The following is a 23,495-nucleotide window of genomic DNA, read 5'->3' on the forward strand; positions in this document are numbered from 1 at the left end:
TTATGACTACTACTGAATTCGAAATTATCGATGACGTCGAGCCCAGCACGATTCGGAGACTGACACGGCGTGTGTTTAGCGGCCGAGGGTTCGCCTACCTGTTCTTGACGTTGTCTATCGCACCGATCCTTCTCGGCTACTCGTGGTTGGTCATTGCCAGCTTTTCGACACGCACACGCGGGTTGATTCCGGTCAATGCCAGTGACGGTTTTGGCGGCTTGACGCTGAGTAACTGGTCGTTCTTGAGCGATATCGTCGTGTGGAAAGCAATGTGGAACTCGCTGCTGATCGCAGTAGCGATGGTTATTGGAGTCGGCGTCGTGTCGACATCGGCTGGTTATGCGCTTGCTCGTATGAAGTTCCTCGGTCGCAAGGGATTCTTGTCCATGACGCTGATCTTGCACGCGTTCAAAGCAGAGATGCTGCTCATTGCGATCTTCTTTGTTCTACTGACGCTTGGGGATTTTCCGATAATTGGAAACTTCATCGGTTTCAACACGGTCGGCGGAGTAGCGCTCGTCATGATTGCGCTCGAACTCCCGCTCGGTATTTGGTTGATGAAGGGTTTCTTTGACAACCTCGCTTGGGACATGGAACGTGCCGCCATGATCGACGGGGCCTCGCGCTTTCGGGTGTGGTGGCAAATCATGCTGCCGCAGATCCGGCCAGGCATTGCAGCGCTCAGCTTGTTCACGTTCATTGCTGGGTGGAACGCCTATCTGGTCCCATTCACTTTCACGCTCGGCACCAGGGTGGCCAACATGCCCGTGTTTCTCAACCAACTCCTGAGCGACACAGCCCCGGTGAACTGGAACGCGGTCGCTGCGGTTGGCATGTTCCAGCTCATACCGCTTTTGGTCTTCTTTATCTTCACACAGGAGTTGTTGTTGAACATCTATGCCGGTGGTGCGAAAGGTGGTAACTAATGCAAGTTGTACTTGACAAGCTGACCAAGAAGTGGGACGACGTCGTCGCCGCTGATCAGATTTCTCTCGACATCCAAGATGGCGAGCTTGTCGCGTTCCTCGGCCCATCGGGTTGCGGCAAGACGACGATGCTTCTCATGGTGGCCGGGATCTACAAACCGACTGAAGGCAGGATCATATTCGACGGCAAGGTGATGAACCAAGTCCCGCCCAAGGATCGTGGCATCGGCATGGTGTTCCAGAGTTATGCCTTGTATCCACACATGTCCGTGTACAACAACATCAGTTACCCGCTGCGGTTGCAAAAGGTTGCCAAGCGTGAAGTCAAAGAGCGTGTACAACGGGTTGCGGACATGATGGGCATCGGCAACCTTCTTGATCGTAAGCCCGGGCAGCTTTCAGGTGGACAGCAGCAGCGAGTAGCTCTTGGCCGGGCATTGGTGAAAGAACCTCAGCTCTTGCTCTTCGACGAGCCTCTCTCGAACCTCGATGCTCGCCTCCGTCTCACGATGCGCGGCGAGATCAAGCGGCTCCAATCTGACATGGGAATCACCGCAATTTATGTTACGCACGACCAAGTCGAGGCAATGACTATGGCCGATAGAATCGCGGTCATGGCAAATGGCGCACTCCAGGCGTTTGACACGCCTGAGGACCTGTACGATCGTCCGAAGACACTCTTCGTTGCCGGGTTCGTCGGCAACCCGCCGATGAACTTTCTCGAAGTGGAAGTTATGGAGGTCGACGGCCAGTTTCATGCGCGGAGCGACTCACTTGACATCGTTATCCCAGCGGACCGAGGCAAGCCGGCGGCGGCGCACAAGGGCAAAGTGTCGATGGGCGTTCGACCTGAGGATGTCTCGGCTGTCGGCGCTTCGGACGGTGGTTCTACCGAGGGCGCACGCGGCAAGGTACTCATCGTAGAACCACTTGGGCGGGAAGATCTTGTGGTGGTCGACATCGATGGCGAGGAAGTTCGGCTGCTCGTGGACAAGTCCGAGCAGGCGACGCTAGGGCACAACATGGGGCTGGTGTTCAACGGAGACAAAGTGCAGTTCTTCGATCCAGAGACTGAGATGTCTCTCCTGTGGTCGTAGCTGGTACGTTCTGTCGTTGTCGGCGTCCGTAGCGATCCGCGGATCGGGGTTCCCCGTGCAATACAAGACACCACCGTGGACGCAAGTGATTGCTCACCGCGGCAATTCCGGACCGTTGCCGGAAAACACGTTGCGCGCGATCGAAAGCGCGGTTGATCTCGGCGTCGACATGATCGAGGTCGATGTCCGAATGACCAAGGACGACGTCGCGGTTCTTCTGCACGACGCTCGCGTCGACGATACAACCTCTGGTTCAGGCTTCGTGGCGGAGTTGACCCTGGCCGAGTTGAGAACGTTGGATGCCGGTAGCTGGCGAGGCGATGAGTTCGCAGACGAGTTAATTCCGACTCTCGACGAGGTGCTCGCCCTCGCCCGTGGTCGTGTCGCTCTAAATCTCGACGTCAAGGTTCCGGAGGCGGCGCGGCCGACCGTTGCTGCTGTGACCCGGTCGGCCATGACCGACCAGGTCGTCATCAGCGGCTGCGCTGCGGATTGTGTAGAGGACATCAGTGAAATGACACGCGACATTGCTGTTCTGTTCAACCTGGACGAAATGCTCGAAGGGGCTGAGACCGACGAGATCCGAACGGTCGCACGGAGCAGTGTCGACATCGCTGCAAGGTTGGGTGCCGTGGCGATCAACGTGCCTCATTCGTTGGTTGATGCTGCGCTGGTTGAGCGCGCACACTCTGCCGACATCGGTGTCTGGACTTTCACCGTCGACGATTCGTCCCGGTTCGTTGAGGTGATGGAGATGGGGGTGACGTCGCTCACGACCAACTGGCCCGAACGAATGTTACCCTTGGTGCCGGCACGGACTCGATGACCTTGAGTAGCAGGCTGCAATGAGTTGGATGCAATCTCTAAGCGATGCGTACCGCGATGCACGCGACCGCTACCCAGACGAGAAGCTCCTCCTGGTGCTCGATATTGACGGGACCATTAGCGACATGCGAGCGGCCGTGCTTTCGGTCTTGCAATCGTACGACCGCGTACACGGCAGCGACCACTTCACTCTTCTGCAAGAGACCGACATCGATGTACACGAAAACCACGTTCCTCGACTACTCAAGAGATTGGGAATCGCAGATCCGGATCTTGAGTCCGTGATGGACTGGTACTTACAGCAGCGGTGGTTGGACGACACGGTTGTCGACACACACCGTCCATTTCCGGGTGTCATGCCGATGATCCGGTGGTTCCAGATGCAGCCCAACACGAAGATCGGTCTGCTGACCGGTAGACCCGAGGTTTTGCGCGGTGCGACTCTTCGTTCGTTGAACAATATGGGTGACCGCCATGCCGTGGTCTTCGACGATGACCTGCTGCTCATGAACCCGGGGGAGTGGGGCGAGAACATCGCCGAATCCAAGGCTGCGGGGATCGGGCGTTTCCGCGAGATGGGGTACCGAGTGTTTGCGGTTATCGATAACGAGCCGGACATCCTTGTATCGCTTGCCAACGACTTTGACGGAGAGCATATTCGCCTGCTTCACGCTGATACGATTTTCGAGTCGGACAAGTCAGCGTTGCCGGACACGGTCGTCTCCGGTCGTGGCTATCAGCTGGAGGAGCTCGTTCCCGGAATTGACCGGCTCTCGGAAGCGGTGCAGCTCGTTTGGCACGGAGTCAACGACCCGGCGAATCTGGAAATGTTCTTAACCTCCGGGGTTGATTGGGCTGAGATAGACATTCAAGAGGATCCGTCGGGCAAGCTCATGTTGCGTCATGATGCATTTGCGACAACGCCCCTGGTTGAGAACGAAGCACGACTCATGTACCTCGACACGATGGAAGAGTTGGCGGCGCGCGGCGCAAGCATCAAGCTCGATATCAAAGGCGGCGTGGACATCCTTGATCGTGTTTTGAAGTCCGTGCAGTCGCTGCAGATTCCTGACGATCGCCTCTGGTTCAACGGTGACATCGAGGGGATATGCGAGGAGGGGTTCCGCACCATCCGCGATCTTCACCCTGGATCCATCATTCAGTGTCCCATTGGATGGTTGCGACCCTTGCTAGGTGCGGCGCCTAGCGAAGCGCATCGAATTCTCGACACTCTCGCCGACTGGGGTATGAACCGCTATTCCGTGGACTGGTCGGCAGGCATGGCGCGCACAACATTCAAACAATTGACCGGATGGGGTTTCGAAGTCAACTTTTATGGGGTGTTCGACTTGGAGAGCTTTCTTGAGGCGGCGGTGCTGTCGCCGTCGTCGGTAACCGTCGACTTCAACTTTCCGACGTGGGGTTACTACGGTCGTGGTTCTGGCCAAGGTGGCAAGTGGTTCACGTACCCGGACGCATCTGACTGACCGGGGTTACTTCCCCGCGTCGTCTCGTTGTACTGTTTGCGTCCCCCGGTTTTCTCGTGAGTCTTGCGAGGCCCCGCATGAGGGGGTAGGTGAACAGAGCGGGGGCAATCAACCAGACTGGGCGGGTGAGCCACCATTCGGTTGTCGGTTCGTTTGGTGGCACGTAGTTGAACAGCAAGAACCCGGCTGCCAAGGCGAGTGCCATTCCCGTGGTGTGGAGGAGGTACAGCGGTAGGGAATTTTCGTTGACCCAACTGAACAGCCTCTTCCAGCTAGCGCTTGTGTCGAGTTTGTTCATCACCCACGGCCTTACGATGAGCACCAGGCCGACCTGAAGAAGCGTGAGCGCGACAATTGCAAGCGTCGGTGGGCCCATGTTTGAGAACCGCTCTCCGGGGACACCCACAACCGATCGCGGATAAAAGCCCATGTTCGTCAGTGCGATTAGTGAGAACAGCCCTCCCCAGAAGAACATCCACCCCGTCCGGGCTGGCGCTGCAATGAGTCTGTCGTAGAAGAACCCGAGCTGGTGGGCTAGTCCCCAGATCACCAAAAAGTTCAGCCACGCCGCCCACCCCTGCAGGTGGCTAAACCGCAGGACATCGAGAATTGCCGCAATTCCGACCAGCCAGACAATCACCAGCTCTCCCCAACGCCAATGGGCCCTGATCGCAAGCGGCGCAATGAGTACGAGGACGAGGTAGACCACGATGAACCACAGCGGGGAGAGCGCAAGTATGACGGCGTCCCACGTCCAGCCGGCGCCGATCGTGGCCTGGAGGATGAAACCGATGCCGATCCACACCGCTACGAGCGTTAGTGCCGGTACAAGCAGTCGCTTGGTTCGCCGACGAAGGAAGCGTCGCGAAGTGCCTTTTACGTAGTCGTCGAACGCTAAGCGGTGCGCAAAACCACCCACAAAGAAGAACACCGGCATCACCTGGAACAGCCACGTGATCGCCCACATGCCCTTGGTGAATCCGATCGGGTTGCTGGGAGAGACGGTGTCGGCGCTGACGGTGAGGATCGTGAACACCCAGTGCCACAGGACAACTATCACCAGCGAGAACGCTCGCAAGAAGTCAACATACTTGTCCCGTGCAGGCTTCGTCTTGACTGTTCGTTGGTCGCTCATCGCGTGAGATGGTAGCGGCATCGTCGCCCAGATCGGCTCATCTCCGCGGTGGAATCGTCCTCAGCCGGTAGCTCCTCTCCAGTTTCTAATCCTACGATCCGCTGGCACGAGGGGACGTCACACGTTGCCGCCGCCGGTCTGCACGTTCCAGAGGCGCTGGTACACACCGCCTTCGATTGCGATGAGGTCGTCGTGCCTTCCGGTTTCTTTGATAGCCCCGTTTTCGAGGACGAAAATATGGTCGGCGTTGCGAACGGTGGAGAGCCGGTGGGCAATGATGACCGTGGTGCGGTCCACCGTGATCTTTTCAAGCGAGCGCTGGATGGCCGCCTCGGTTTCGTTGTCAACGCTCGACGTTGCTTCATCCAAGACAAGTATCGGAGGGTTTTTCAATATCGCGCGGGCAATGCTGACACGTTGGCGTTGACCACCCGACAGCTTGATACCTCGCTCACCAACCAGGGTGTCGTACCCATCGGGGAGTGACATGATGAAGTCGTGGGCTTCAGCGATCGTCGACGCTTCGATGATTTCGGCATCGGTTGCGTCGAAGGAGCCGTATCCGACATTGTCGCGAACAGTGCCGTCGAAAAGGTACACGTCCTGGGACACGAGTCCTATTGATCTGCGGAGATCTTCAAGCGGCATGTCGCGTACGTCGATCCCGTCGATCGTCACCGCACCCTCGGTGGCGTCGTAGAAACGCAGCAGGAGCTTGACCACGGTCGACTTCCCGGCGCCGGTCGATCCCACGATTGCTATGGTTTCGCCGGGTGCTACCTTGAACGAGAGGTCTTTTAGCACTGGTATGCCGTTTGCGTAATGAAAGCCGACCATGTCGAACTCGAGGGCGCCCCGTGCGCGGGTCATGCGCTGCTTGGTGCCGTCGGTGATCTGTGACGGCCGGTCGAGCACGTCCATGACTCGCGTCGTCGACGCCATTGCACGCTGGTACAGGTCGAAGGTTTCGCCAAGCTTTGTCAATGGCCACAGCAGACGCTGGGTCATGAAGATCAACATCGAGTAGAGACCTTCGCTGAGACGTCCATCAAGCGTGAGCCTTCCGCCATAGACGAGGATGGCGACGAACCCGAGGACGATCACCATACGAATAAGTGGTGCAAACGCCGAGCTGAGCTTGATAGCGGACTTGTTGCGTATCCGATACTCGTTGGAGGACGCCCGGATTCGAGCGACCTCGTGACTTTCAGCCGTGTATGACTTGATCGTTGCAACACCGCCGAGGTTGTTGGCAAGGTCGGTGTTCAGCACGCCAACCTGTTCGCGCACGAGGGCGTAACGCGGCTCTAGCTTCTTTTGGAACCGCATCGAGCCGTACACGATGAACGGCATCGGCACCACGGCCATCCATCCGACCGACGGGGCAGTGAAGAGGAAGAGGGAACCAATGAGAACAACCGTTGTGGCGATCTCGATCAGGCTGTCGGCCCCCACGTCGAGAAACCGTTCGAGCTGGTTGACGTCATCGTTGAGTATTGACATCAAACTGCCGGTCGACGCGTCCTCGAAATAGCCAAGTTCGAGCCCCTGCACATGGGCGTAAGCCTCCACCCGTAGATCGTGCTGCACCTGTTGGGCGAGGTTGCGCCATGTGACATCGCTGAGATAGTCGAACATCGATTCGGCCATCCAAATAGCCACCGTGACGGCGGCAAGCGCGTAGAGTTGGTTGGTAACGTTCTCGACGCCGAGCGTTGCAATGAAGGAATCTTCTCGACGCACCACGATGTCAACCGCTGTGCCGATCAGCGCTGGTGGCGCAAGGTCGAAGATCTTGTTCAGGATCGAGTAGGTAACAGCCTTGACGACGTGACCGCGATGATTGCGCGTGTGTGCCAGCAACCGTCTGAGTGGTCCGTGTTGTTTCGCCATGGTCTTCCTATGTGCAGTTTCAATGCACGGGAGTCTATCGGCCAACCACATGACGATTGGCCGCCGCGGGTATCGTGGGTGAATGAGCGGAACACCAATCGACAACGACAAACTGAGCGAGTACGCCAAGCATGTCTTTGGGATGCTGAGCGGTGCGACGACCGCAGCGATGATCTACCTGGGAGACCGTCTGGGTCTGTTTGGTGCTATCGCCGCTGATGGCCCGGTGTCTTCAACTTCCCTTGCCGAAGCGACCGGCTTTGATGAGCGCTGGATCCGCGAGTGGCTCTATCAGCAGGGCGCGGCCGGCGTCCTCGAAGTGACCGACGATGAATCGTTTTCGATATCTCCCGAGGCGGTTGCGGTCCTCGTCGATGAGGAGCACCCCGCGTTTGGGATGGGGAGTTTCGCCGGTCTGCCGCACATGATCGCAAGTGTCGAGAAGTTGTCCGAAACGTTTGTTACCGGCTTGGGTTACCTGTACGACGACCTCGGGCCTGAAATGGCGGTAGCTCTCGAACGTGCCAATCTCCCGTGGTTCAAGAGCTTTCTTGTGCCTTCCATCATCCCGAAACTGGGTCTTGTTGACGCACTCACCCACGGTGTCAAAGTCGCCGACATCGGCTGCGGATCTGGGTCGATCTTGCTTCTTCTCGCAGCAGCATTTCCAAATTCGGAGTTCCATGGATACGACATCTCGATACATGCGCTGGCGCGCGCCGAGGAGAATGTCGCGGCTGCCGGTGTGTCCAACACGATGTTCCACAACGCTGTGGCGGATCCGTTGCCGCCGTCGGGCGACTTTGCGCTCGTGCTGACGACGGACGTTCTGCACGACATGACAAACCCGCGCGGCACCGCGTTTTCCATCCGGGCGGCTCTCGCCGATGACGGCGTGTGGCTCATTTCGGATATCAAAGCGAAGGACACGTTTGCGGAGAACGTCGAGAAGAACCCGATGGCGGCGTTGATGTATGGGTTCTCGATGCTTTCTTGCCTTGGATCGGCAACCAGCGAGCCGAACGGTGAGGCTCTCGGCACGCTTGGGTTCACGAAATCGGTGGCCGCCGAGATTGCACGCAATGCGGGCTTTGGCGGCTTCGAGGAAGTCGATTTTCGCCACCCGGTGAACGCGTTCTACGTCGTCACGCCATAATGGGGGCAATTCAGTCTGGCGTGACGGTAACTGTGAGAGCGGCCTGGGCCGTGCGCAGCGTTTTCTCGACGGTGTCGGCGTCAGGACCGCGCGCGAAAAGGAACCCGAGGTAACGATCCCCTTCGGGCAGGGGCACGACGGTTTTCCCGTTTGCGATGGTCTGGGAAAACTCGGTTATTCCTTTGACTGCCAACGCGTCGTCGGTACCCTCGATCGACTCGAGCGTGCCGGCGATGGGTATGGGGATCATCAGGACACCGGTCGCCGGAACGGAGGAATCGAGACCGGCACCTGGCATGCCCAGGGCGGCACGAATGATCACTGATTCGAGCGATTCGCCAAGAAGACCAAACGACAATGCTCGTCCACAGAGACCGCCGATCGAACGGGCAGCGATCTCGATGAGCACGACACCGCCTGGGCCGCACCGCAGTTCGGCGTGGATGGGACCCGAAACGAGGCCCAACGCTCGCGTTGCCGCCGCGGTCACAGACTTGATCTCCGCTTGGAGATTCGTCCCGTGGCGAGAGGGTGTGACAAACATCGTCTCCTCAAAGTACGGTCCATCGAGCGGGTCGGGCTTGTCGAGGATGGCGAGCACTGTGAGATGACCGTTCGTGAGCATGCCTTCGACCGCGACCTCAGGGCCGAGTACAAACCGTTCCACGAGCAGAGTCGCGTCGTGTGCACCGCCCGCGCCGGCAACGATGGCACGAACACGCCGTTCGGATCGTTCGGCATCGACGTCGTTGTCGATACGGATCACGCCACGGCTCGCTGACAGGTCACGGGGTTTCACCACACACGGATATCCGAGCGCTCCTGCGATCGCGGGCACTTCGCCCGGGTGCGCAATCTTGTAGTCGGGTTGCGGCACCTTGGCGTTGCTTAGCAATCCCCGCATACGAATCTTGTCCCTAGTTGACGTCACCGCCCCGATCGGGCTTGTCGGGATTCCCAGTTCGATTGCTGCCATCGCCGCCGTAATGACACCATCGTCGTCTGCTGCGATTACCGCGTCGGGTCTAGGGCGCAGTCGCGCGATGCGTGCTGCGGACCACTCGGGTCGCGTGCAGTCGATCGTCAGTGACCGCGATACCCCTAGCCCGCTCATGGGGAGATCACTGTCGGAGGCGACGACGAGATCGACCCGAAGATTGCGTGCAGCCGCGATAAAGTCGGTTGTCCGGTAGCTCTCTGCGGGGACGACGAGAACTGCAACCAGCTTTTTTGAACCTCGAGGTGGTGCCTCTGGGTCGATACCGGCGGATTCGTGATCATTTGGTGATATTCTTGCGGTCATGACCACAGATTCTCGCATCCTCACGATCACCGACAAAGCGCTCGCAAAGCTGCTGGAGATCCGGTCCGCAGAAATTGATGCGGATAACCTTGCTCTCGTCCTTGCGATCGGGGGAGTGAAGGACACCGAGTTTACCTACGCAATGCACATGACGCGGGTTGATCAGCTCGACCCCGACGATGTTGTCGAGCAGCATGGAGACCTCCCCGTCGCGATGCCGCAAGCGAGTGTTGGCAACCTGACCGGTGCGACGATCGACATGGCGAGAGATCTTCTGAACCCTGGCCTCCGGATCGACAACCCCAATTCGCCGTCACCGCAGATACTGGGTGGCGACAACCCGCCGGATCTCTCTGGTCCCGTTGCCGAACAGGTAGATCACGTGCTCAACCAACAGATCAATCCGTCGATTGCTTCGCACGGCGGTTTTGTCGAGCTGGTGGCTGTCGAGGAGGGAATTGCTTATGTGCGTCTCGGCGGTGGATGCCAAGGATGCGGCATGGCAAGTGTCACACTGTCACAAGGAATCGAGACTACCATCGTGGCACAGGTTCCTGACGTGAACCAGGTCATCGACGTCACTGATCACAACGCTGGTGAAAACCCCTACTACGAACAATCGAAGAAGTAGCACCGCTTCGGAGGGTCCGATATTTCTCGACGTACCGTGGCTCACCCCGGACACTGTACGGCGTTGCAGAACGGGTCCGATAGCAGCGAACGCCGACCGATTTTCGAGAAGCTGAGGTCAACCTGTCATGAGGTTCCGTGACCGAGAACACGCCGGAGATGTACTCGCAAACCTTGTCAGCGAGACACTGAGCGACGTGACAGACGGCATTGTGTTGGGACTTCCAAGGGGCGGGGTGCCTGTGGCGGCCAGAGTTGCGACTTTCATGGGCCTCTCACTCGACGTGTTCCTAGTGCGGAAACTTGGCCTACCCGGTCATGAGGAACTCGCCATGGGAGCAATCGCGACTGGCGGCATTCGGGTTCTCAACAATGATGTACTCACTCATTACGGAGTTGCTGAAACGACCGTCGAAGAGGTCGCCGCGAGCGAACTCGTCGAGATTCAACGGCGTGAACGTCTGTACCGCGGCGACCGGCCGGCTCTCGACCTCGGCGGTCGGGACGTGATCCTGGTCGACGATGGGATAGCGACCGGCGCTTCGATTCGTGCGGCGATCGAGGCCGTCGCCGCGACCGACGCAATGTCCGTCGTCGTCGCGGTCCCGGTGGCCCCCGTGTCATGGCGGTCAGAGATGCCCTCCGCCGTCGACGAATTGATCGTTGTGCAGACTCCTGAGCCGTTCTCTGCCGTCGGTTGGTGGTATCGCGATTTCACCCAGACAACCGACGGCGAGGTTCAAGAACTACTTGCTCGCTGACACCGGTAATTCAGTGAAATGACACGGCCGCGGACGGCCTAGAAAACTTCGCCGGCCCAGTCGAGTAAGAGACTTCCGATCAGCCAGATCGATATTAGCGACCCCACCGCAATCACGAATAGTCCGGCAAGCTTGGCCGAGCCGCCGATGGCGGCCAGCATCTCGCGAGGGTTGTCGGTGTCGTCGTCCATGGCCCGAGTGTACAGATCGCCTCGATGACGGGTTCTCGTCAGTGCAGCCAGGTACCGTTTCGCATGATGGTTCGGCCGTTGATTTCCGCAACGTCTCGCCATGCGTGAACCTTGGTCGGCTTGAGGGTGACGAACACCATGTCGGTCGTTTCGCGATTCGGGTTCCAGCCAGTGCGGGCCGAAAACTGTTCTACGAGCTGCGCGTCCGACTTCTGCACGTCAACCACGCTGACGAGTTCGGCGGTGACGAGGACGACATCGTTACTGTCACCAATGGAGAGCTTCGCATTGGGCGATGAGACCAGATTCTTTACCGTCGCGGACGCGGGGTCCGTACAGATGATGATGTGTTCACCATCCCAGTGGAGCGAGAAGGGGACCATGTGCGGATTCGCCTCGTGGTTAGCCGTTGCCACCCACACGTTGGCTTGTGACAAGAGTGCTTCTAGCGATTCCTTTACTCGTTGGGCCGTTGAGCGTGTCATGTGGGTCCCTCCCGGGTTCGATTGGCTCTCAATTTTATGTCGGCCAGCAGTCGCTGCCAATGGTGGTCGGCGTTCTGTAACAGCTTGAGCCGCCTGAGGTGAACGAGTCCAAGTGTCGGGATTGTCTCGCGAGCATCCAGCGTGTCCTTCGCCCGTAGGTTCTTGCTCTTGAACAGGAGGGCCAGCTCTGGAGTCAGATAAGGAACGCCGTTGGGGGCCGAGATAACAGCCTCGTTCCAGGGAAGGCGGATCTTGCGGTCCCGACGATAGATCCACTCGGTTGCATCGCCGTCTCCTACTGGAACATCGAATCGCCATGGACCGTCTGTTGTTTCCCGACACCACAGATTGTTCTGGTGTTTCGCCGGGTCAAGGAGCTGTCCGTCCCACGGGGTGAGAACTCCGTCGGCTGCAACGTAAATGTCCCACTCCGCTAGGAAGCTTCTGAGTGGCCCGGTGTCAGATCCACAGATACTGATGTCAATGTCGGCGTGTGTGCGCCAGCTCCGTGCGGTGTGGAGTTCGAGCGCATAGCCGCCCGCCATCCACCACCGAAACGGTGCGTCCCTGAAGAGGTCGGCGACCTCATCGACCGTCAAGGGTTCCCATCGATCTATGTCGGCCGTTGTCATGACACGATCCTATTGGAAAGTGGTCGATCGTTCGACGGGCCGCTCGAGACTATGCGTTCAGGTTTCGCGGAGGAGCGGGGCGACTTCGGTTCCGAGGAGTTCAATCGAGTGTTTGACTTGCTCATGTGGCATCGTGCCGACGCTGACGTGCAGCATGAACCGTGAGATGCCAAGGATGTCTCGCCACCGCAGGATCTTGGCTGCCACCTCCTCTGGGTTGCCCAACACGAGCGACCCTTCCGGGCTGCGCATTGCGTCGAACTGCGGTCGTGTCATCGGACCCCACCCACGTTCCCTTCCGATGCGGGTCATTGCTGCCGCATAAGACGGGTAGAACTCCTCCGCAGCCGTATCGGATGAGTCCGCAATGTGGCCATGGGCGTGGACCGCCAGCGGCACCGCCTCGGGGTCATAGCCAGATTCCGTGAGCGTGCGGCGAAATAACGCGCCAAGGGCTCCAAATCGCGCCGGGTCACCACCGATGATTGCGAGTACCACCGGAAGGCCTCGCCTGGCAGCGCGGACAATTGATTGTGGCGTGCCGCCGACACCGACCCAGACCGGGAGGGGGTGCTGTTTTGGACGTGGGTAGATGCCCTGATTGTCGAGTGGCGATCGGAAGCTACCGGACCAGGTGACCCGTTCTTGGTCTCTGATCGCCAGGAGCAGGTCGAGCTTCTCTGCGAAAAGTTCTTGGTAGTCGTCGAGGGAGTATCCGAACAGCGGGAACGACTCAATGAATGAGCCACGACCGACCATGAGTTCAGCTCGACCGTTCGAGATCAGATCGAGAGTGGCAAAACGCTGAAACACCCGCACCGGGTCGTCCGATGACAGCACCGAGACCGCCGGGCTGAGCCGGATGCGTTCCGTCTTGCCGGCGATCGCGGCGAGCACCACCGAGGGAGCGGACACGGCAAAGTCAGGCCGATGGTGTTCGCCGATCGCATAGACGTCCAGACCGACCCGCTCCGCAAGCACGGCCTCCTCGATGACCTGACCCAGACGCTCCTCAGCATCCGGAGTCTCCTCACCCGAGCCCGGTATCAATTCTGCAAACGTCGTGAGTCCGAGTTCCATGTGGTCTCCTGGGCCTTGCGATGCCGGGTCCTACTCGTCGTCAAAAGCGCCCTCCAGGATTCTGGCGCTGATTGAGCCCGAATATGGGATCAATCAGCGCCAGAATCCTGTTTGTTGCGGAGAGAGAGGGATTTGAACCCTCGAGGAGGTTTAACACCCCCTACTCGCTTAGCAGGCGAGCGCCTTCGTCCACTCGGCCACCTCTCCGTGTTTCATTCGAACAGGTCCGAACGTGAGTCCAGGATATCAGACCCAGACACGGTGGGACGTACCGGATCCGTCCGCCAGGCGTCGGTGTGTAGTCTGTGGCCATGCCAATCCGTACAGCCGACGATTACATCGAGAGCCTGCGGAACCGCGACCTCAAGGTCTACCTGTTTGGCGAATTGATCGAGGAGCCGGTCGACCATCCTTTGATCCGCCCCTCGGTCGAAGCGGTTGCCGAGACGTACCGGCTCGCCGAGCAAGAGCCTGACGTCGGCAGCGCCCAGTCAAGCCTCACCGGCCAGCGGGTGAATCGGTTCTTGCACATCACCGAGAGCGTTGAGGACGTTGTCCAGCAAAACAGGATGCAGCGCAACCTCGGACAACGTACCGGAACTTGTTTCCAGCGGTGCGTCGGCCAGGACGCCCTCAACTCGCTCTGGACCGTGACTTTCAACATCGACAAACGCGACGGTACGAAGTATCACGAGCGCTTCAGGGGCTTCGTCAAGCATATGCAAGATGAGAACTTCGTTGTGGGCGGTGCCATGACCGATCCCAAGGGGGACCGCAGCAAAGGCCCCGCTGACCAGAGTGACCCTGACCTCTATCTTCGAGTTGTCGAGCGCCGCCCGGACGGCGTCGTATTGCGCGGGGCCAAGATGCATCAGACGGGTTGCATCAACTCGCACTGGCTGATTGCCATGCCGACTATGCGGCTGCGCCACGAGGACTCCAACTACGCCATCGTGGCAGCGATGCCAGTCGACACCGAGGGCTTGTCATACATCTACGGACGGCAGAGCTGCGACACGCGGGCTCTCGAAGGCGGCGACATCGACGCTGGCAACGCCAAGTTCAGCGGTCAGGAAGCGATCATCATTTTCGATGATGTATTTGTACCGACATCGCACGTCTTTATGGACGGCGAGTACGACTTTGCAGCCGAGCTTGTCGATCGGTTTACGGCGTATCACCGACGCAGTTATGTCTGCAAAGCTGGCCTCGGGGATGTATTGGTGGGTGCCGCGGCCACGATCGCCGACTACAACGGCGTTGAAGACGCGTCACATATTCGCGACAAGATCGTCGAGATGACGCACCTCAACGAGACCATCGCCGGGTGCGGTATCGCGGCATCTCATGAATCACATCAGACTGACGCCGGTAACTTTGAGCCAGATGCCATGTTGGCAAACGTCTGCAAACAGAACGTCACCCGGTTCCCTTACGAGATTGCTCGATTGGCCCAGGACATCGCGGGTGGGTTGATGGCGACCATGCCGTCACAGGCGGACTTCGACAACGAGGTGACAGGGTCACTGCTGGAGAAGTACCTCAAGGGTCGCGATGGTGTCACGGTTGAGAACCGACGTCGGATTCTTCGGCTCATCGAGAACATGACTATGGGTCGCAACGCGGTCGGGTATCTTGTCGAGTCCATGCACGGTGCCGGCTCACCGCAGGCGCAACGTATCGTGATCCGTCGTCTTGCGGATATCGAAGGTAAGAAGGCAATGGCGAAGAACCTCGCCGGGATCAACGAAGACGGTTAGCCGCGGGAAGAATCCGCCGGCGTCGCGTCGACAGGTCGCGCGTCGGCCAAGTCAGGTACTGGAATGTCACACACGTTGCCGTGTTCGTCGACGTAACAGGTGTCCGATTGGAATCTGTTCCACTCTGTGAGGTACGTGTCGAGTGCTCTCACAAACGCCCTGACGTTCTCGATGCCACGAACAACTTTGCGGTTCTCGATGATCGTCGGCAGAGGTCCAGGAGAAAGTTCGGATGGCCATTGGTCACCGATGGTGATGACATCATGTGCAACGACCATATCCCTGAGCCGTTTGGCGATTTCGGTGCACTCTTCGCAAGAGTCGCGCTGATACAAAGTGATCATGCTCTTCCAACCAGGTGAGGAGGATGCCCATTCCGAGACCATCCGATCCAGTGTCGGCAGCGGCATCAAACCCGACGAGAGCACAACATCGTGGAAGCCTTTGATGTCGAAACGGTCTCCCATCGTGTCACGGGCCTCCTGTCGCATTCTCATGATCTCCAGACGACCGATCATGTATGCAAGCGCCTGGCCGGGCCAGCCGATGTATCGGTCGACCTCGTTCGTGATCTGGCCAACGTTCATCGGTGAGTTGCTGGCAAGGAAGTCGATGGCTTGCTGGCGGCTCCACCCGTGTGCATGCATCCCAGTGTCGACGACGAGACGGCCCGCTCGCATCGAGTCCATCGAGAGCATGCCGATGCGTTCCAGCGGTCCGGTGTACAGGCCCATCTCATCGGCCAACCGTTCTGTGTACAGACCCCAGCCTTCGGCGTATGCAGTGATGTGAGCGTGCTTGCGGAAGTTTGGGACGTCCTGAAGTTCACCTGCAATGGCGAGTTGGAGGTGGTGGCCGGGGATGCCTTCGTGGTAGGCGAGCGCTTCGATCTCGAAACGGCCCCACCCGCTCGGGTCTGACGTGTTGACAAAAAAAGTACCGGGGCGGGACCCGTCGGCTGCGGGGCGAAAGTAGAACGCCAGGGGTCCTGACGGTGTTTCGCTCACGAGGCAATCGGCCTCAGGGAGCCTGCCGAACCAATCGCCCATTGCCGCTTTTGCTTTTGCCAGGGCGGCTTTAGATGCGGCAACGATCATTGGCCCATCCTCGAAGTGAAGCTCCGGATCGTTCCGGAGACGCCCATAGATCTCGGTGAGGTCTGAGGTGCCAAGGACTTCCGCTCCGAGTTCCTTGTATTCCTCATCAAGCTCCGAGTTCCTTGTATTCCTCATCAAGGCGTGCGATCGCGTCGAGTCCTATCTGGTGGATCTCTTCGGCGGTGAGGTGTGTCAGCGACGTATGTTTGCGAATCGCGTTTTGGTAGATGTTGTCTCCGTCGTCGAGCCAGCAAATCCCGGGTCTATCGTCTGGTCGTGCTTCAGGGAGCACCTTGTCTGCAATGACGTCACGGTAGGTCTTGAGTCCGGGACGAATATGGTCCGCGAGAGCCGAGGCGAGGTCTGTTTTCCATCGTGTTGTGTCGTCATCTGAGAAATCTTTGGGAACCCGGACGGCCAGCATTGGGTCGGACTCAATGGGAGACGTCAGTATCTCGTCGAGTTGTTCGACGGTCTTGCCAGCATGCAGGCCGATCGGCGTCCTCCCTTTCTCGACTCCTTGCGCAAGACGCGCCGCTGCTTCAACAAAGTAGCGGCCAATGCCTTCGTACTTCTCCAACAACGCTTCGGCGTGCTCCGGTTTTGCAATAGGTAGTTGCTGCATCTCTGTCGGGAGCATCGATTGCTCGCCGATGACATGGTTGACGGAGAGTTCGGCAGAACGCGCTTCGAGTCCGTGTGCGTTGGTTGTTGCGTCGAAAATCAGCACGTCGCGTGACACTTGTTCGTCCGCGGTGAGCGTCGATGGGTCCATTGCTTCGGCCTGTGCAGCGAACTTCTTGTAGGAGGCGATCGTGGCGTTCTCAGTTTCCAGAGACGGGTCTTCGTGGAGGTGCCCGAAGCGGTGATCACCCAGCATGAGCGCCATGGTGGGGTTATCAGCGAGTTGAAATTCCCAGAATTCCTCGCCGAGTGTGCGCAGTCGCTCGTTCATTGGGAACCCTTCGTTGCAGCGGTCCCGACCAGCGTACCGGATCGCCAGCTTTCCGATTGCGGCGGTACCGACTAATTTATAGGGCCGCGCTAAAATAGTGCGCGTATGCGCCCGTGGCTCAATTGGATAGAGCACCTGATTACGGATCAGGAGGTTGGGGGTTCAAGTCCCTCCGGGCGTACAAGACGACACCGCCTGCTCCGTGATCGGACAGGCGGTGTCTTGCGTTGCAGCGGACGCTTACCCCGACATGATCTAGTCGATTTGTTCCGCGGGGCGGGTTGCCACGACGAGGGTGTCGAGGGCAGTTCTTGGGCCGTCGGGGGTGTCGACGGTCCGCTCAGCCACTTCTGCAATGTCGATGTTGAGCCCGTTGAGTGACTCGATCGTGCGGTCCACGGTGTAACAAATCTCAGCGGTTGGTGGACCACCGTAACCATCGGTCATGTTTGACTCGTCGTGCGCAATGATGAAGATGGTTCCTCCCGGGCAAAGCCAGGTTTTGGCGTGATCGAGAATTGTGTGCTGTTCAGACCGCGGCAGCTGGAGGTAGGAGACAACGACTAGGTCGACGAGTTCGTCGGGTTGATAGGTCGTTGCGTCGGCGCACACGAAGTCGACACTCACGTTGTGATCGGATGCCAGAGTGCGACCTTTCTCGAGGGCAACTTCTGAGAAATCGACAGCCGTTGCTTGCCACCCGAGGGATGCGAGCCACACGGCGTTGCGCCCCTCGCCGGCAGCGAGGTCGATGGCCGTCCCGGGATCAAGGTCAGAGAGGTGGGCCTTGACAAACTGGTTGGGTTCGACCTCCCAGACGTATTCCTTGGTTGCGTACCGCTCATCCCAAGACTTGCTATCCACGTGAGGCTCCTTTATCGCGTTGTGCTCGCCGGGCTGGTGGCACTCGTTTGGTGCACCGGCGACTCGCGACGGGAACCAGCGCAAGCCGCGGAGGTGTCGTTGACGGTGCGTTGTCGTTGCTGATTCACGATGGGATCACGATTTTCGCACGATTCAAATTCCTGATCAACGGTAGCGATGCTGCCAGAGATGTCGTAGCCGACCGCCGGTCCCTGTGGTGCGGATACAGTGGAGGCTGGGTTTTATCACGAAGGAGGTTGCATGGCTCGACTAGACGTTCTGGTTGATGGGTTCATCGATTTGGATGGCGGCGAGAGTCCCGGTGCGATTCGCGTGGGTAGCACTGTGAGCTTGATTAGAGATGGCGATCTGGTCGCGATTGTCGACCCTGGAATGGTGACGTCTCGGTTGGCGATTCTGGATCCCCTTGCGGCTCTTGGCGTGTCTGTGGATGATGTAACGGACGTCATCATTTCGCATCACCATCCAGACCACACGATCAACATCGCGTTGTTCCCCGACGTGAAAATCCATGACAACTGGGCAACGTATCACCACGAAGAGTGGGTATCGCGCCCTGCCGAGGGACTGCAGTTGTCGGCCGGGGTTCGGCTCATTGAGACACCTGGTCACACCCCCCAAGACATCACCACGCTGGTCGACACCGATGCAGGTGTGGCGGCGCTGACACACCTTTGGGGGTATGAGGGCGCGGGGACCGACCGGCTTGCCGCCGACCATGATCTTCTCGACAAGAACCGGCTTCGTGTCCTCGAAATAGCGACGATCTTCGTCCCAGGCCACGGTCCCCTGTATACGGCCGAGTAACTTCCCGGTCTCTTTCCCGGCGGGACACGACCGCACGGGAACCGGCCGTGGTTCGGCCCGTCGGTACCGAAAGGGGTCGTCGCAGCGTTTGGCGAGCCGGTCCTGGGTTTCGTCACTCTCACTGCCGCGGGGGACTTGGAATACATCATCAACGACGAAGTTGTCGCGGTCCTAGCGCCCGATGACGACCCGTTGATTGTCGGTTGCTTCTGAGTCCAGGTAGATGCCTCCTTCGGTGTCTGTACATGACCCCTCTGCCTGTGACCTAAGTGCACACATCTATTGAGGGTAAGTGTGCTCTAATCGTATAACTACATGTAGTGACACATTGACAAAAGATGTCACATCTGAGACAATTTGCCTATGGTCGTAGCAGGCGCACCGATGAACACACAGGGTCGAGTTGTTATTCCCGCGTCCATCCGCCGGGCCATGGGCCTGGAAGGGACTGTCGATCTCGTGTTTCGGTACGAAGACGACACACTGACAGTCGAGACAATCCAGGATGCTGTTGCGGCGGTGCAGGCGATCGTTGCCAGTCGGGTGCAAGCGACCGGCTCGCACGTTGCCGACTTCATCGCGGATCGCCGCGTTGCCGCCTCTCTCGAATGACGGCTGTCCTTGATGCTTCGGCAGTTTTGGCAGTGTTGTTGGGGGAGGAAGGGAGTTCGCGCGTTGTTGGGTATCTTGACGATTCGCAGATCTCCGCTGTCAATCACGCCGAGGTACTTTCTCGCCTTGACCTTCTCGGAATTTCGGTTGAGAGCGGTAGCGACCTGGTTGACCGTCTTCGCATCGAAGTGGTTCCGTTCACTGCCTCGCACGCCCGCGCCGTTGCCCGATTGCGGTCCTTGACCGCCGGATCAGGACTATCGCTAGGCGATCGGGCCTGTATTGCGGTCGCTCGCGAACTCGGGCATCGAGTTGTGACGGCGGACCGAGTCTGGATGACTCTCAAGTTGGGCGTCGAGGTCGTCACTATCCGTTAACCGTTGTCGGGCGGTCAGTGGGAGTCGAACCAGTCGACGACATCGTTCCATAGCGGCTTGGCTTCCGGTCGGAAGAAGCCGAAGTGTCCGATGGTGTCGAGTCCGATGTCGGACGAAGCCACGTGTCGGCGCTCCACGTTGGGATACGCAGACATCATCGCGTCAACCGCTCTGCGGGTTCGCCAGTTGTCGTCGTCAATGCTGTACGCAAGCACTGGTGCGCTGAACCCCGCGTAGCGGTCAAGCGGCAGAGTGCGATCGTCGAGCAAGTAGCGAGGTGATCGGATCCATCGGACCCACTCAACAGACACACCCCTGGGAATGTCCTCGGCGCTACTCAGCCGACTCCACGGCATGTAACCGAAGATCTTGGGCCTTGAGCGTGTGTGCCACCAACGAGATGATTCCCTCGAAAGCGGTTCCGGTCTGACGCTGGATCTTGTTGGCAGTACCGGACGTTTCCAGAGCAACAGTGGCGAGCGGGCATCCGCGGGCGAAATCGCTGCTCTCGAGTTCATGTATGTAGTAGTTGCAAAACCGACGGATACCTTCAGCCACAGAACCCGAGGTGTCGAACAGCAGACCTAATGCATCCACGATGTCGGTGCCAGATTGCTCGATTGCACTTGCGGCAACCTGCTCATTGCCATCTGGAAAGTGGTGGTACAACGAGCCCCGGGGAACGCCGCTGTCGTCGAGAATATCGCTGACGCCGGTCGCTGAAAACCCTCGAGTCTGTAGCAGCCCGGCGGTGCTGTGTAGAAGCCGTCGTTTCAGTCGATTTAGCGTATCCCATGTCGGGATGAATTTAGACCGAACGATCTAATTCCTCCAACTGCTCCGCGGGCGCTCACGTCTACATTGTGCTGTGATCGCGAGAAGTTCCCAATCTGCCCGCGAACGCGCAAAGTAGCGTTGAGGGTGCGCGTGGCATTTCCACCGAATCGGTGCGAGCTTGGATCGGGTCTCCAGATCGGACGATCCCAGTGGGTCGCAGGTCATCGCGTGCGACCTATTGCGGGTGGTCGGTGATCGACGGTCGTGGTGTATGGAACCACGTCGCGCCGATGCGGACGATCGCCACCACGCCGATGATCATTCGCCAACCTCAGTCACCGCTGTGCACCCTGCGAATCCTCCCCGTCTCTCGTTGACCTCGCCTGTATACCGGGTATAGTGGACAAGTTATACTCGGTATATAGATCGGTGGCCCGCATGTCAGTGCAGATGAGTTTGTTGGCGATGCTTAGCGAACGACCGATGTACGGTCTCGAACTCAAGAACGGCTTCGAGGAGCGCACCGGTAGTGTTTGGCCGCTCAACGTCGGCCAGGTCTACACGACTCTTGGGCGCTTGGAGCGCGATGGGCATGTGACTCTGCACTCCGAGGCAGGTGGCAATAAGGAGTATGCGATCACTCCCGAGGGTAGGGCTCTTCTCGACGACTGGTTTGTCCATCCCGTTCACTCAGAAGCACCACCTCGCGATGAGCTTGTACTCAAGCTGCTTCTGGCATCTTCGAATCCGAGCATCAATGTCACACGAGTTATCCAAGCAGAGCGTCGAGCGGTCCTCGAGCAACTTCAGGGGTACACCCGCCTCAAGACCGGCGTTCCTCGCATGGATGACCTCGGCTGGATGATGTTGCTTGACTCGCTGATCTACAAGGCAGAAGCCCGGGTGCGCTGGCTCGATGTCTGTGAGGCCCGAATCGCTCAGCATCCGTCCCTGCGCGGAAGTAGTCGAGATGCGGGACGGCGGACTCAACAAGCGGACGTCGATCACCCAGAGACGACTACTGAAGAAGATCGCGAGGTTGTCGAGTGACGCCGGTTCTTGAGCTTCGTAGTGTCTCTCGGATTCATGGCTCCGGCCATACCAAGGTCAACGCTCTCGTCGATACGTCTCTCACTCTGTCTGTAGGGGAGATGGTTGCGGTTATGGGACCGTCAGGGTCAGGCAAGACGACATTACTTTCTCTCGCCGGTGGGCTTGACGAGCCAACCCGCGGTGAGATCCTCGTCGAGGGAACGACCATGAGTTCGCTTGACCGAGGGGCTCGAGCCCGCTTGCGGAGGCGTCGGGTCGGGTACGTCTTTCAGGAGCTCAATCTCATCGATGTCTTGACTGCGATCGAAAACGTCGCGTTGCCGCTCGAGTTCGACGGTGTTGGCGCTGGGAAGGCACGGTCCGCGGCCAAGAGTTCCTTGGAGAGGCTTGGACTCGGCGAACTTGGGAACCGTTTCCCGGAAGATCTCTCGGGAGGGGAGAGACAACGGGTCGCGATAGCTCGCGCAACCGTCGGTGACCGCATACTTCTGCTCGCGGATGAGCCGACCGGCGCGTTGGACTCCCTCACGGGGGAGTCGGTACTCCGACTGATGAGGGGGCACTGCGACGACGGTGGAGCCGCGATCCTTGTTACACACGATGCCCGCCTCGCCGCGTGGGCGGACCGCATCGTGTTTCTCCAGGACGGTCGCCTCGTCGACGAGTCGAGGCCACGCGCGGACGCGGATTCGTTGCTTGGGGAGGCTTCGCTGTGATCCCCGCCGGGGAATTGCGTCCGTTGTTCAGGATTGCCTGGCGCAACGTCCGCAAGAATCCGTGGCGGAACCTGCTGGTTAGCGCACTGATAGCCCTGCCGGTGTTCGGACTCACGTTCGCCCAGATCGTTGTTGCCACGGCTACACCATCGAAGGATGAGATGGCGACTGGCATCATCGGGAACGCTGACGCCGCGATGTTCGGTTCGCCGCCGAGTGAGGAGACAATTTCTCTGCTTCCAGAGGGCGTTCGCACAGTCGTTCGAACAACATGGGAGGTTCAGACCGTAGTTGGGGGCAGGAACGTACTTGTTATTGTCAACGACGTTCTCCCCGAAGATCCGTTGCTCGGACCGATGTACAAACTCTTGGAGGGCCGGTCACCTGCGGCACCAGGCGAAATCGCTGTTGCACCGCGTATTCTTGAAAACTTCGACTCGGCGATCGGTGAAACGATCGAGCTGGGTGAGGAGCGGGTCCCCTTTGAAGTGGTCGGCGTCGCCGTTTACCGGGAGGGACTGTCGCAGCCGACAGGCCTTGTTGCACCGGGTGCTCTCGACCGCGTGGCCGACGCCAGACAGTCCGGCGTCTTCATTCAGTTCTCCAAGGATGTCACTCACGCGGCACGGGATCGGACGGTCGAACTCCTCGGTTCCGACAGATACGCCATGCGGCGGTATGTTGGGGAGTCTCCCTCGGGTACGTATGCGAGCGGGATGCAGTTTGCAGCTACGGCAGTTGCTCTTGTGGCAGCGGGCCTGATCATCGGCACCGCGTTTGAGGTATCCACCCGCCGGCAGTTGCGACTGTTTGGCCTGGTGGGTGCCACCGGGGGAGAGCCGCGTCATGTGTTCT

The 23,495-nt window shown here is 58.9% G+C and carries 26 protein-coding genes and 2 tRNA genes; 15 read left to right on the forward strand and 13 right to left on the reverse strand.

What is annotated here, in order from left to right:
- Positions 1 to 2 precede the first annotated feature (2 nt).
- From IIC71_08810 to IIC71_08825, 4 genes are read left to right on the forward strand one after another with little or no spacing between them, the layout of a single operon-like run.
- Positions 3 to 926: a carbohydrate ABC transporter permease gene (locus IIC71_08810; protein MCH7669279.1), complete on the forward strand. Its 924-nt coding sequence runs from the start codon at positions 3 to 5 to the stop codon at positions 924 to 926.
- On the forward strand, positions 926 to 2,023 hold the full coding sequence (locus IIC71_08815; GenBank protein ID MCH7669280.1) for an ABC transporter ATP-binding protein: 1,098 nt from the start codon (positions 926 to 928) through the stop codon (positions 2,021 to 2,023). The genes IIC71_08810 and IIC71_08815 overlap by 1 nt, the downstream gene beginning before the upstream one ends.
- Positions 2,024 to 2,039: 16 nt before the next feature.
- Positions 2,040 to 2,849: a hypothetical protein gene (locus IIC71_08820; GenBank protein ID MCH7669281.1), complete on the forward strand. Its 810-nt coding sequence runs from the start codon at positions 2,040 to 2,042 to the stop codon at positions 2,847 to 2,849.
- 28 nt (positions 2,850 to 2,877) lie between these two features.
- Positions 2,878 to 4,335 carry a hypothetical protein gene (locus IIC71_08825; GenBank protein MCH7669282.1) on the forward strand — a complete coding sequence of 486 codons (1,458 nt, stop codon included), beginning with the start codon at positions 2,878 to 2,880 and terminating at the stop codon, positions 4,333 to 4,335.
- On the opposite strand, the gene IIC71_08830 is transcribed toward IIC71_08825, so the two are convergent.
- Positions 4,310 to 5,470 (reverse strand): acyltransferase, encoded by a 1,161-nt coding sequence (locus tag IIC71_08830; protein MCH7669283.1) that lies wholly within the window; start codon positions 5,468 to 5,470, stop codon positions 4,310 to 4,312. The two genes, IIC71_08825 and IIC71_08830, sit on opposite strands and share 26 nt — an antisense overlap.
- Before the next feature lie 117 nt (positions 5,471 to 5,587).
- A complete protein-coding gene (locus tag IIC71_08835) occupies positions 5,588 to 7,414 on the reverse strand; it encodes an ABC transporter ATP-binding protein (GenBank protein ID MCH7669284.1) in 1,827 nt (608 codons plus the stop codon).
- A 31-nt stretch (positions 7,415 to 7,445) separates the two neighbouring features.
- On the opposite strand from IIC71_08835, the gene IIC71_08840 reads away from it, so the two are divergent.
- On the forward strand, positions 7,446 to 8,519 hold the full coding sequence (locus IIC71_08840) for a class I SAM-dependent methyltransferase (protein MCH7669285.1): 1,074 nt from the start codon (positions 7,446 to 7,448) through the stop codon (positions 8,517 to 8,519).
- A 10-nt stretch (positions 8,520 to 8,529) separates the two neighbouring features.
- Here IIC71_08840 and IIC71_08845 read toward each other — a convergent pair whose 3' ends face one another.
- Positions 8,530 to 9,822: an ATP-grasp domain-containing protein gene (locus IIC71_08845; GenBank protein MCH7669286.1), complete on the reverse strand. Its 1,293-nt coding sequence runs from the start codon at positions 9,820 to 9,822 to the stop codon at positions 8,530 to 8,532.
- Between IIC71_08845 and IIC71_08850 the strand changes: the two genes are divergently transcribed.
- Together IIC71_08850 and IIC71_08855 are read left to right on the forward strand one after the other, a co-directional pair.
- On the forward strand, positions 9,821 to 10,453 hold the full coding sequence (locus IIC71_08850; protein ID MCH7669287.1) for a NifU family protein: 633 nt from the start codon (positions 9,821 to 9,823) through the stop codon (positions 10,451 to 10,453). The two genes, IIC71_08845 and IIC71_08850, sit on opposite strands and share 2 nt — an antisense overlap.
- Positions 10,454 to 10,580: 127 nt before the next feature.
- Entirely contained in the window at positions 10,581 to 11,213 is a 633-nt protein-coding gene (locus IIC71_08855) for a phosphoribosyltransferase (GenBank protein MCH7669288.1), read from the forward strand.
- Between the two features lie 38 nt (positions 11,214 to 11,251).
- On the opposite strand, the gene IIC71_08860 is transcribed toward IIC71_08855, so the two are convergent.
- The 5 genes from IIC71_08860 to IIC71_08880 form a co-directional block, all read right to left on the reverse strand.
- Entirely contained in the window at positions 11,252 to 11,404 is a 153-nt protein-coding gene (locus IIC71_08860) for a hypothetical protein (GenBank protein ID MCH7669289.1), read from the reverse strand.
- A 38-nt stretch (positions 11,405 to 11,442) separates the two neighbouring features.
- Complete coding sequence (locus IIC71_08865; protein MCH7669290.1) at positions 11,443 to 11,889, reverse strand: pyridoxamine 5'-phosphate oxidase family protein; 447 nt, start codon at positions 11,887 to 11,889, stop codon at positions 11,443 to 11,445.
- The gene (locus IIC71_08870; protein MCH7669291.1) at positions 11,886 to 12,521 is read right to left on the reverse strand and encodes a hypothetical protein; all 636 of its coding nucleotides are present in this window, start codon (positions 12,519 to 12,521) and stop codon (positions 11,886 to 11,888) included. Before IIC71_08870 ends, IIC71_08865 begins: the two co-directional genes overlap by 4 nt.
- A 57-nt stretch (positions 12,522 to 12,578) precedes the next feature.
- Entirely contained in the window at positions 12,579 to 13,601 is a 1,023-nt protein-coding gene (locus IIC71_08875; protein MCH7669292.1) for an LLM class flavin-dependent oxidoreductase, read from the reverse strand.
- A gap of 117 nt (positions 13,602 to 13,718) precedes the next feature.
- Positions 13,719 to 13,808, reverse strand: a tRNA-Ser gene (locus IIC71_08880).
- A 104-nt stretch (positions 13,809 to 13,912) separates the two neighbouring features.
- On the opposite strand from IIC71_08880, the gene IIC71_08885 reads away from it, so the two are divergent.
- Positions 13,913 to 15,361, forward strand: coding sequence for a 4-hydroxybutyryl-CoA dehydratase (locus tag IIC71_08885; GenBank protein MCH7669293.1), 1,449 nt, complete (start codon positions 13,913 to 13,915; stop codon positions 15,359 to 15,361).
- On the opposite strand, the gene IIC71_08890 is transcribed toward IIC71_08885, so the two are convergent.
- Entirely contained in the window at positions 15,358 to 16,593 is a 1,236-nt protein-coding gene (locus IIC71_08890; GenBank protein ID MCH7669294.1) for a DUF885 domain-containing protein, read from the reverse strand. The genes IIC71_08885 and IIC71_08890 overlap by 4 nt on opposite strands.
- On the reverse strand, positions 16,565 to 17,413 hold the full coding sequence (locus IIC71_08895) for a DUF885 family protein (GenBank protein MCH7669295.1): 849 nt from the start codon (positions 17,411 to 17,413) through the stop codon (positions 16,565 to 16,567). Before IIC71_08895 ends, IIC71_08890 begins: the two co-directional genes overlap by 29 nt.
- A 107-nt stretch (positions 17,414 to 17,520) precedes the next feature.
- Between IIC71_08895 and IIC71_08900 the strand changes: the two genes are divergently transcribed.
- Positions 17,521 to 17,594 (forward strand) — tRNA-Arg (locus tag IIC71_08900).
- Positions 17,595 to 17,668: 74 nt separating this feature from the next.
- Here the strand turns inward: IIC71_08900 and IIC71_08905 are convergent.
- On the reverse strand, positions 17,669 to 18,277 hold the full coding sequence (locus IIC71_08905; protein MCH7669296.1) for a methyltransferase domain-containing protein: 609 nt from the start codon (positions 18,275 to 18,277) through the stop codon (positions 17,669 to 17,671).
- A gap of 261 nt (positions 18,278 to 18,538) precedes the next feature.
- On the opposite strand from IIC71_08905, the gene IIC71_08910 reads away from it, so the two are divergent.
- From IIC71_08910 to IIC71_08920, 3 genes are all read left to right on the forward strand, one after another.
- A complete protein-coding gene (locus IIC71_08910) occupies positions 18,539 to 19,105 on the forward strand; it encodes an MBL fold metallo-hydrolase (protein MCH7669297.1) in 567 nt (188 codons plus the stop codon).
- A 363-nt stretch (positions 19,106 to 19,468) separates the two neighbouring features.
- Positions 19,469 to 19,717: an AbrB/MazE/SpoVT family DNA-binding domain-containing protein gene (locus IIC71_08915; GenBank protein MCH7669298.1), complete on the forward strand. Its 249-nt coding sequence runs from the start codon at positions 19,469 to 19,471 to the stop codon at positions 19,715 to 19,717.
- Positions 19,714 to 20,094, forward strand: a complete 381-nt coding sequence (locus tag IIC71_08920) for a type II toxin-antitoxin system VapC family toxin (GenBank protein ID MCH7669299.1) — start codon at positions 19,714 to 19,716, stop codon at positions 20,092 to 20,094. Before IIC71_08915 ends, IIC71_08920 begins: the two co-directional genes overlap by 4 nt.
- 14 nt (positions 20,095 to 20,108) lie before the next feature.
- On the opposite strand, the gene IIC71_08925 is transcribed toward IIC71_08920, so the two are convergent.
- Together IIC71_08925 and IIC71_08930 are read right to left on the reverse strand one after the other, a co-directional pair.
- Complete coding sequence (locus IIC71_08925) at positions 20,109 to 20,405, reverse strand: hypothetical protein (GenBank protein MCH7669300.1); 297 nt, start codon at positions 20,403 to 20,405, stop codon at positions 20,109 to 20,111.
- Between the two features lie 22 nt (positions 20,406 to 20,427).
- Complete coding sequence (locus IIC71_08930; protein MCH7669301.1) at positions 20,428 to 20,916, reverse strand: TetR/AcrR family transcriptional regulator; 489 nt, start codon at positions 20,914 to 20,916, stop codon at positions 20,428 to 20,430.
- Positions 20,917 to 21,309: 393 nt separating this feature from the next.
- Between IIC71_08930 and IIC71_08935 the strand changes: the two genes are divergently transcribed.
- The 3 genes from IIC71_08935 to IIC71_08945 all read left to right on the forward strand — a co-directional run.
- On the forward strand, positions 21,310 to 21,921 hold the full coding sequence (locus tag IIC71_08935) for a PadR family transcriptional regulator (protein ID MCH7669302.1): 612 nt from the start codon (positions 21,310 to 21,312) through the stop codon (positions 21,919 to 21,921).
- Positions 21,918 to 22,640: an ABC transporter ATP-binding protein gene (locus IIC71_08940; GenBank protein MCH7669303.1), complete on the forward strand. Its 723-nt coding sequence runs from the start codon at positions 21,918 to 21,920 to the stop codon at positions 22,638 to 22,640. Before IIC71_08935 ends, IIC71_08940 begins: the two co-directional genes overlap by 4 nt.
- The coding region (locus tag IIC71_08945; GenBank protein MCH7669304.1) for a hypothetical protein at positions 22,637 to 23,495 on the forward strand (859 nt) is incomplete at its 3' end. The genes IIC71_08940 and IIC71_08945, both read left to right, overlap by 4 nt.

It is taken from the genome of Acidobacteriota bacterium (genome assembly GCA_022562055.1).
Classification (GTDB): Bacteria; Actinomycetota; Acidimicrobiia; order Spongiisociales; family UBA5794; genus BMS3BBIN02.

What these genes read in the sequence shown, in the direction of transcription:
- IIC71_08810 (MCH7669279.1), top strand. Translation starts at nt 3, where the DNA reads ATGACTACTACTGAATTCGAAATTATCGATGACGTCGAGCCCAGCACG.
- IIC71_08815 (MCH7669280.1), top strand. Translation starts at nt 926, where the DNA reads ATGCAAGTTGTACTTGACAAGCTGACCAAGAAGTGGGACGACGTCGTC.
- IIC71_08825 (MCH7669282.1), top strand. Translation starts at nt 2,878, where the DNA reads ATGCAATCTCTAAGCGATGCGTACCGCGATGCACGCGACCGCTACCCA.
- IIC71_08830 (MCH7669283.1), bottom strand. Translation starts at nt 5,470, where the DNA reads ATGAGCGACCAACGAACAGTCAAGACGAAGCCTGCACGGGACAAGTAT.
- IIC71_08835 (MCH7669284.1), bottom strand. Translation starts at nt 7,414, where the DNA reads ATGTGGTTGGCCGATAGACTCCCGTGCATTGAAACTGCACATAGGAAG.
- IIC71_08840 (MCH7669285.1), top strand. Translation starts at nt 7,446, where the DNA reads ATGAGCGGAACACCAATCGACAACGACAAACTGAGCGAGTACGCCAAG.
- IIC71_08850 (MCH7669287.1), top strand. Translation starts at nt 9,821, where the DNA reads ATGACCACAGATTCTCGCATCCTCACGATCACCGACAAAGCGCTCGCA.
- IIC71_08845 (MCH7669286.1), bottom strand. Translation starts at nt 9,822, where the DNA reads ATGACCGCAAGAATATCACCAAATGATCACGAATCCGCCGGTATCGAC.
- IIC71_08855 (MCH7669288.1), top strand. Translation starts at nt 10,581, where the DNA reads ATGAGGTTCCGTGACCGAGAACACGCCGGAGATGTACTCGCAAACCTT.
- IIC71_08860 (MCH7669289.1), bottom strand. Translation starts at nt 11,404, where the DNA reads ATGGACGACGACACCGACAACCCTCGCGAGATGCTGGCCGCCATCGGC.
- IIC71_08865 (MCH7669290.1), bottom strand. Translation starts at nt 11,889, where the DNA reads ATGACACGCTCAACGGCCCAACGAGTAAAGGAATCGCTAGAAGCACTC.
- IIC71_08870 (MCH7669291.1), bottom strand. Translation starts at nt 12,521, where the DNA reads ATGACAACGGCCGACATAGATCGATGGGAACCCTTGACGGTCGATGAG.
- IIC71_08875 (MCH7669292.1), bottom strand. Translation starts at nt 13,601, where the DNA reads ATGGAACTCGGACTCACGACGTTTGCAGAATTGATACCGGGCTCGGGT.
- IIC71_08885 (MCH7669293.1), top strand. Translation starts at nt 13,913, where the DNA reads ATGCCAATCCGTACAGCCGACGATTACATCGAGAGCCTGCGGAACCGC.
- IIC71_08890 (MCH7669294.1), bottom strand. Translation starts at nt 16,593, where the DNA reads ATGAGGAATACAAGGAACTCGGAGCTTGATGAGGAATACAAGGAACTC.
- IIC71_08895 (MCH7669295.1), bottom strand. Translation starts at nt 17,413, where the DNA reads ATGAACGAGCGACTGCGCACACTCGGCGAGGAATTCTGGGAATTTCAA.
- IIC71_08910 (MCH7669297.1), top strand. Translation starts at nt 18,539, where the DNA reads ATGGCTCGACTAGACGTTCTGGTTGATGGGTTCATCGATTTGGATGGC.
- IIC71_08915 (MCH7669298.1), top strand. Translation starts at nt 19,469, where the DNA reads ATGGTCGTAGCAGGCGCACCGATGAACACACAGGGTCGAGTTGTTATT.
- IIC71_08920 (MCH7669299.1), top strand. Translation starts at nt 19,714, where the DNA reads ATGACGGCTGTCCTTGATGCTTCGGCAGTTTTGGCAGTGTTGTTGGGG.
- IIC71_08935 (MCH7669302.1), top strand. Translation starts at nt 21,310, where the DNA reads ATGTCAGTGCAGATGAGTTTGTTGGCGATGCTTAGCGAACGACCGATG.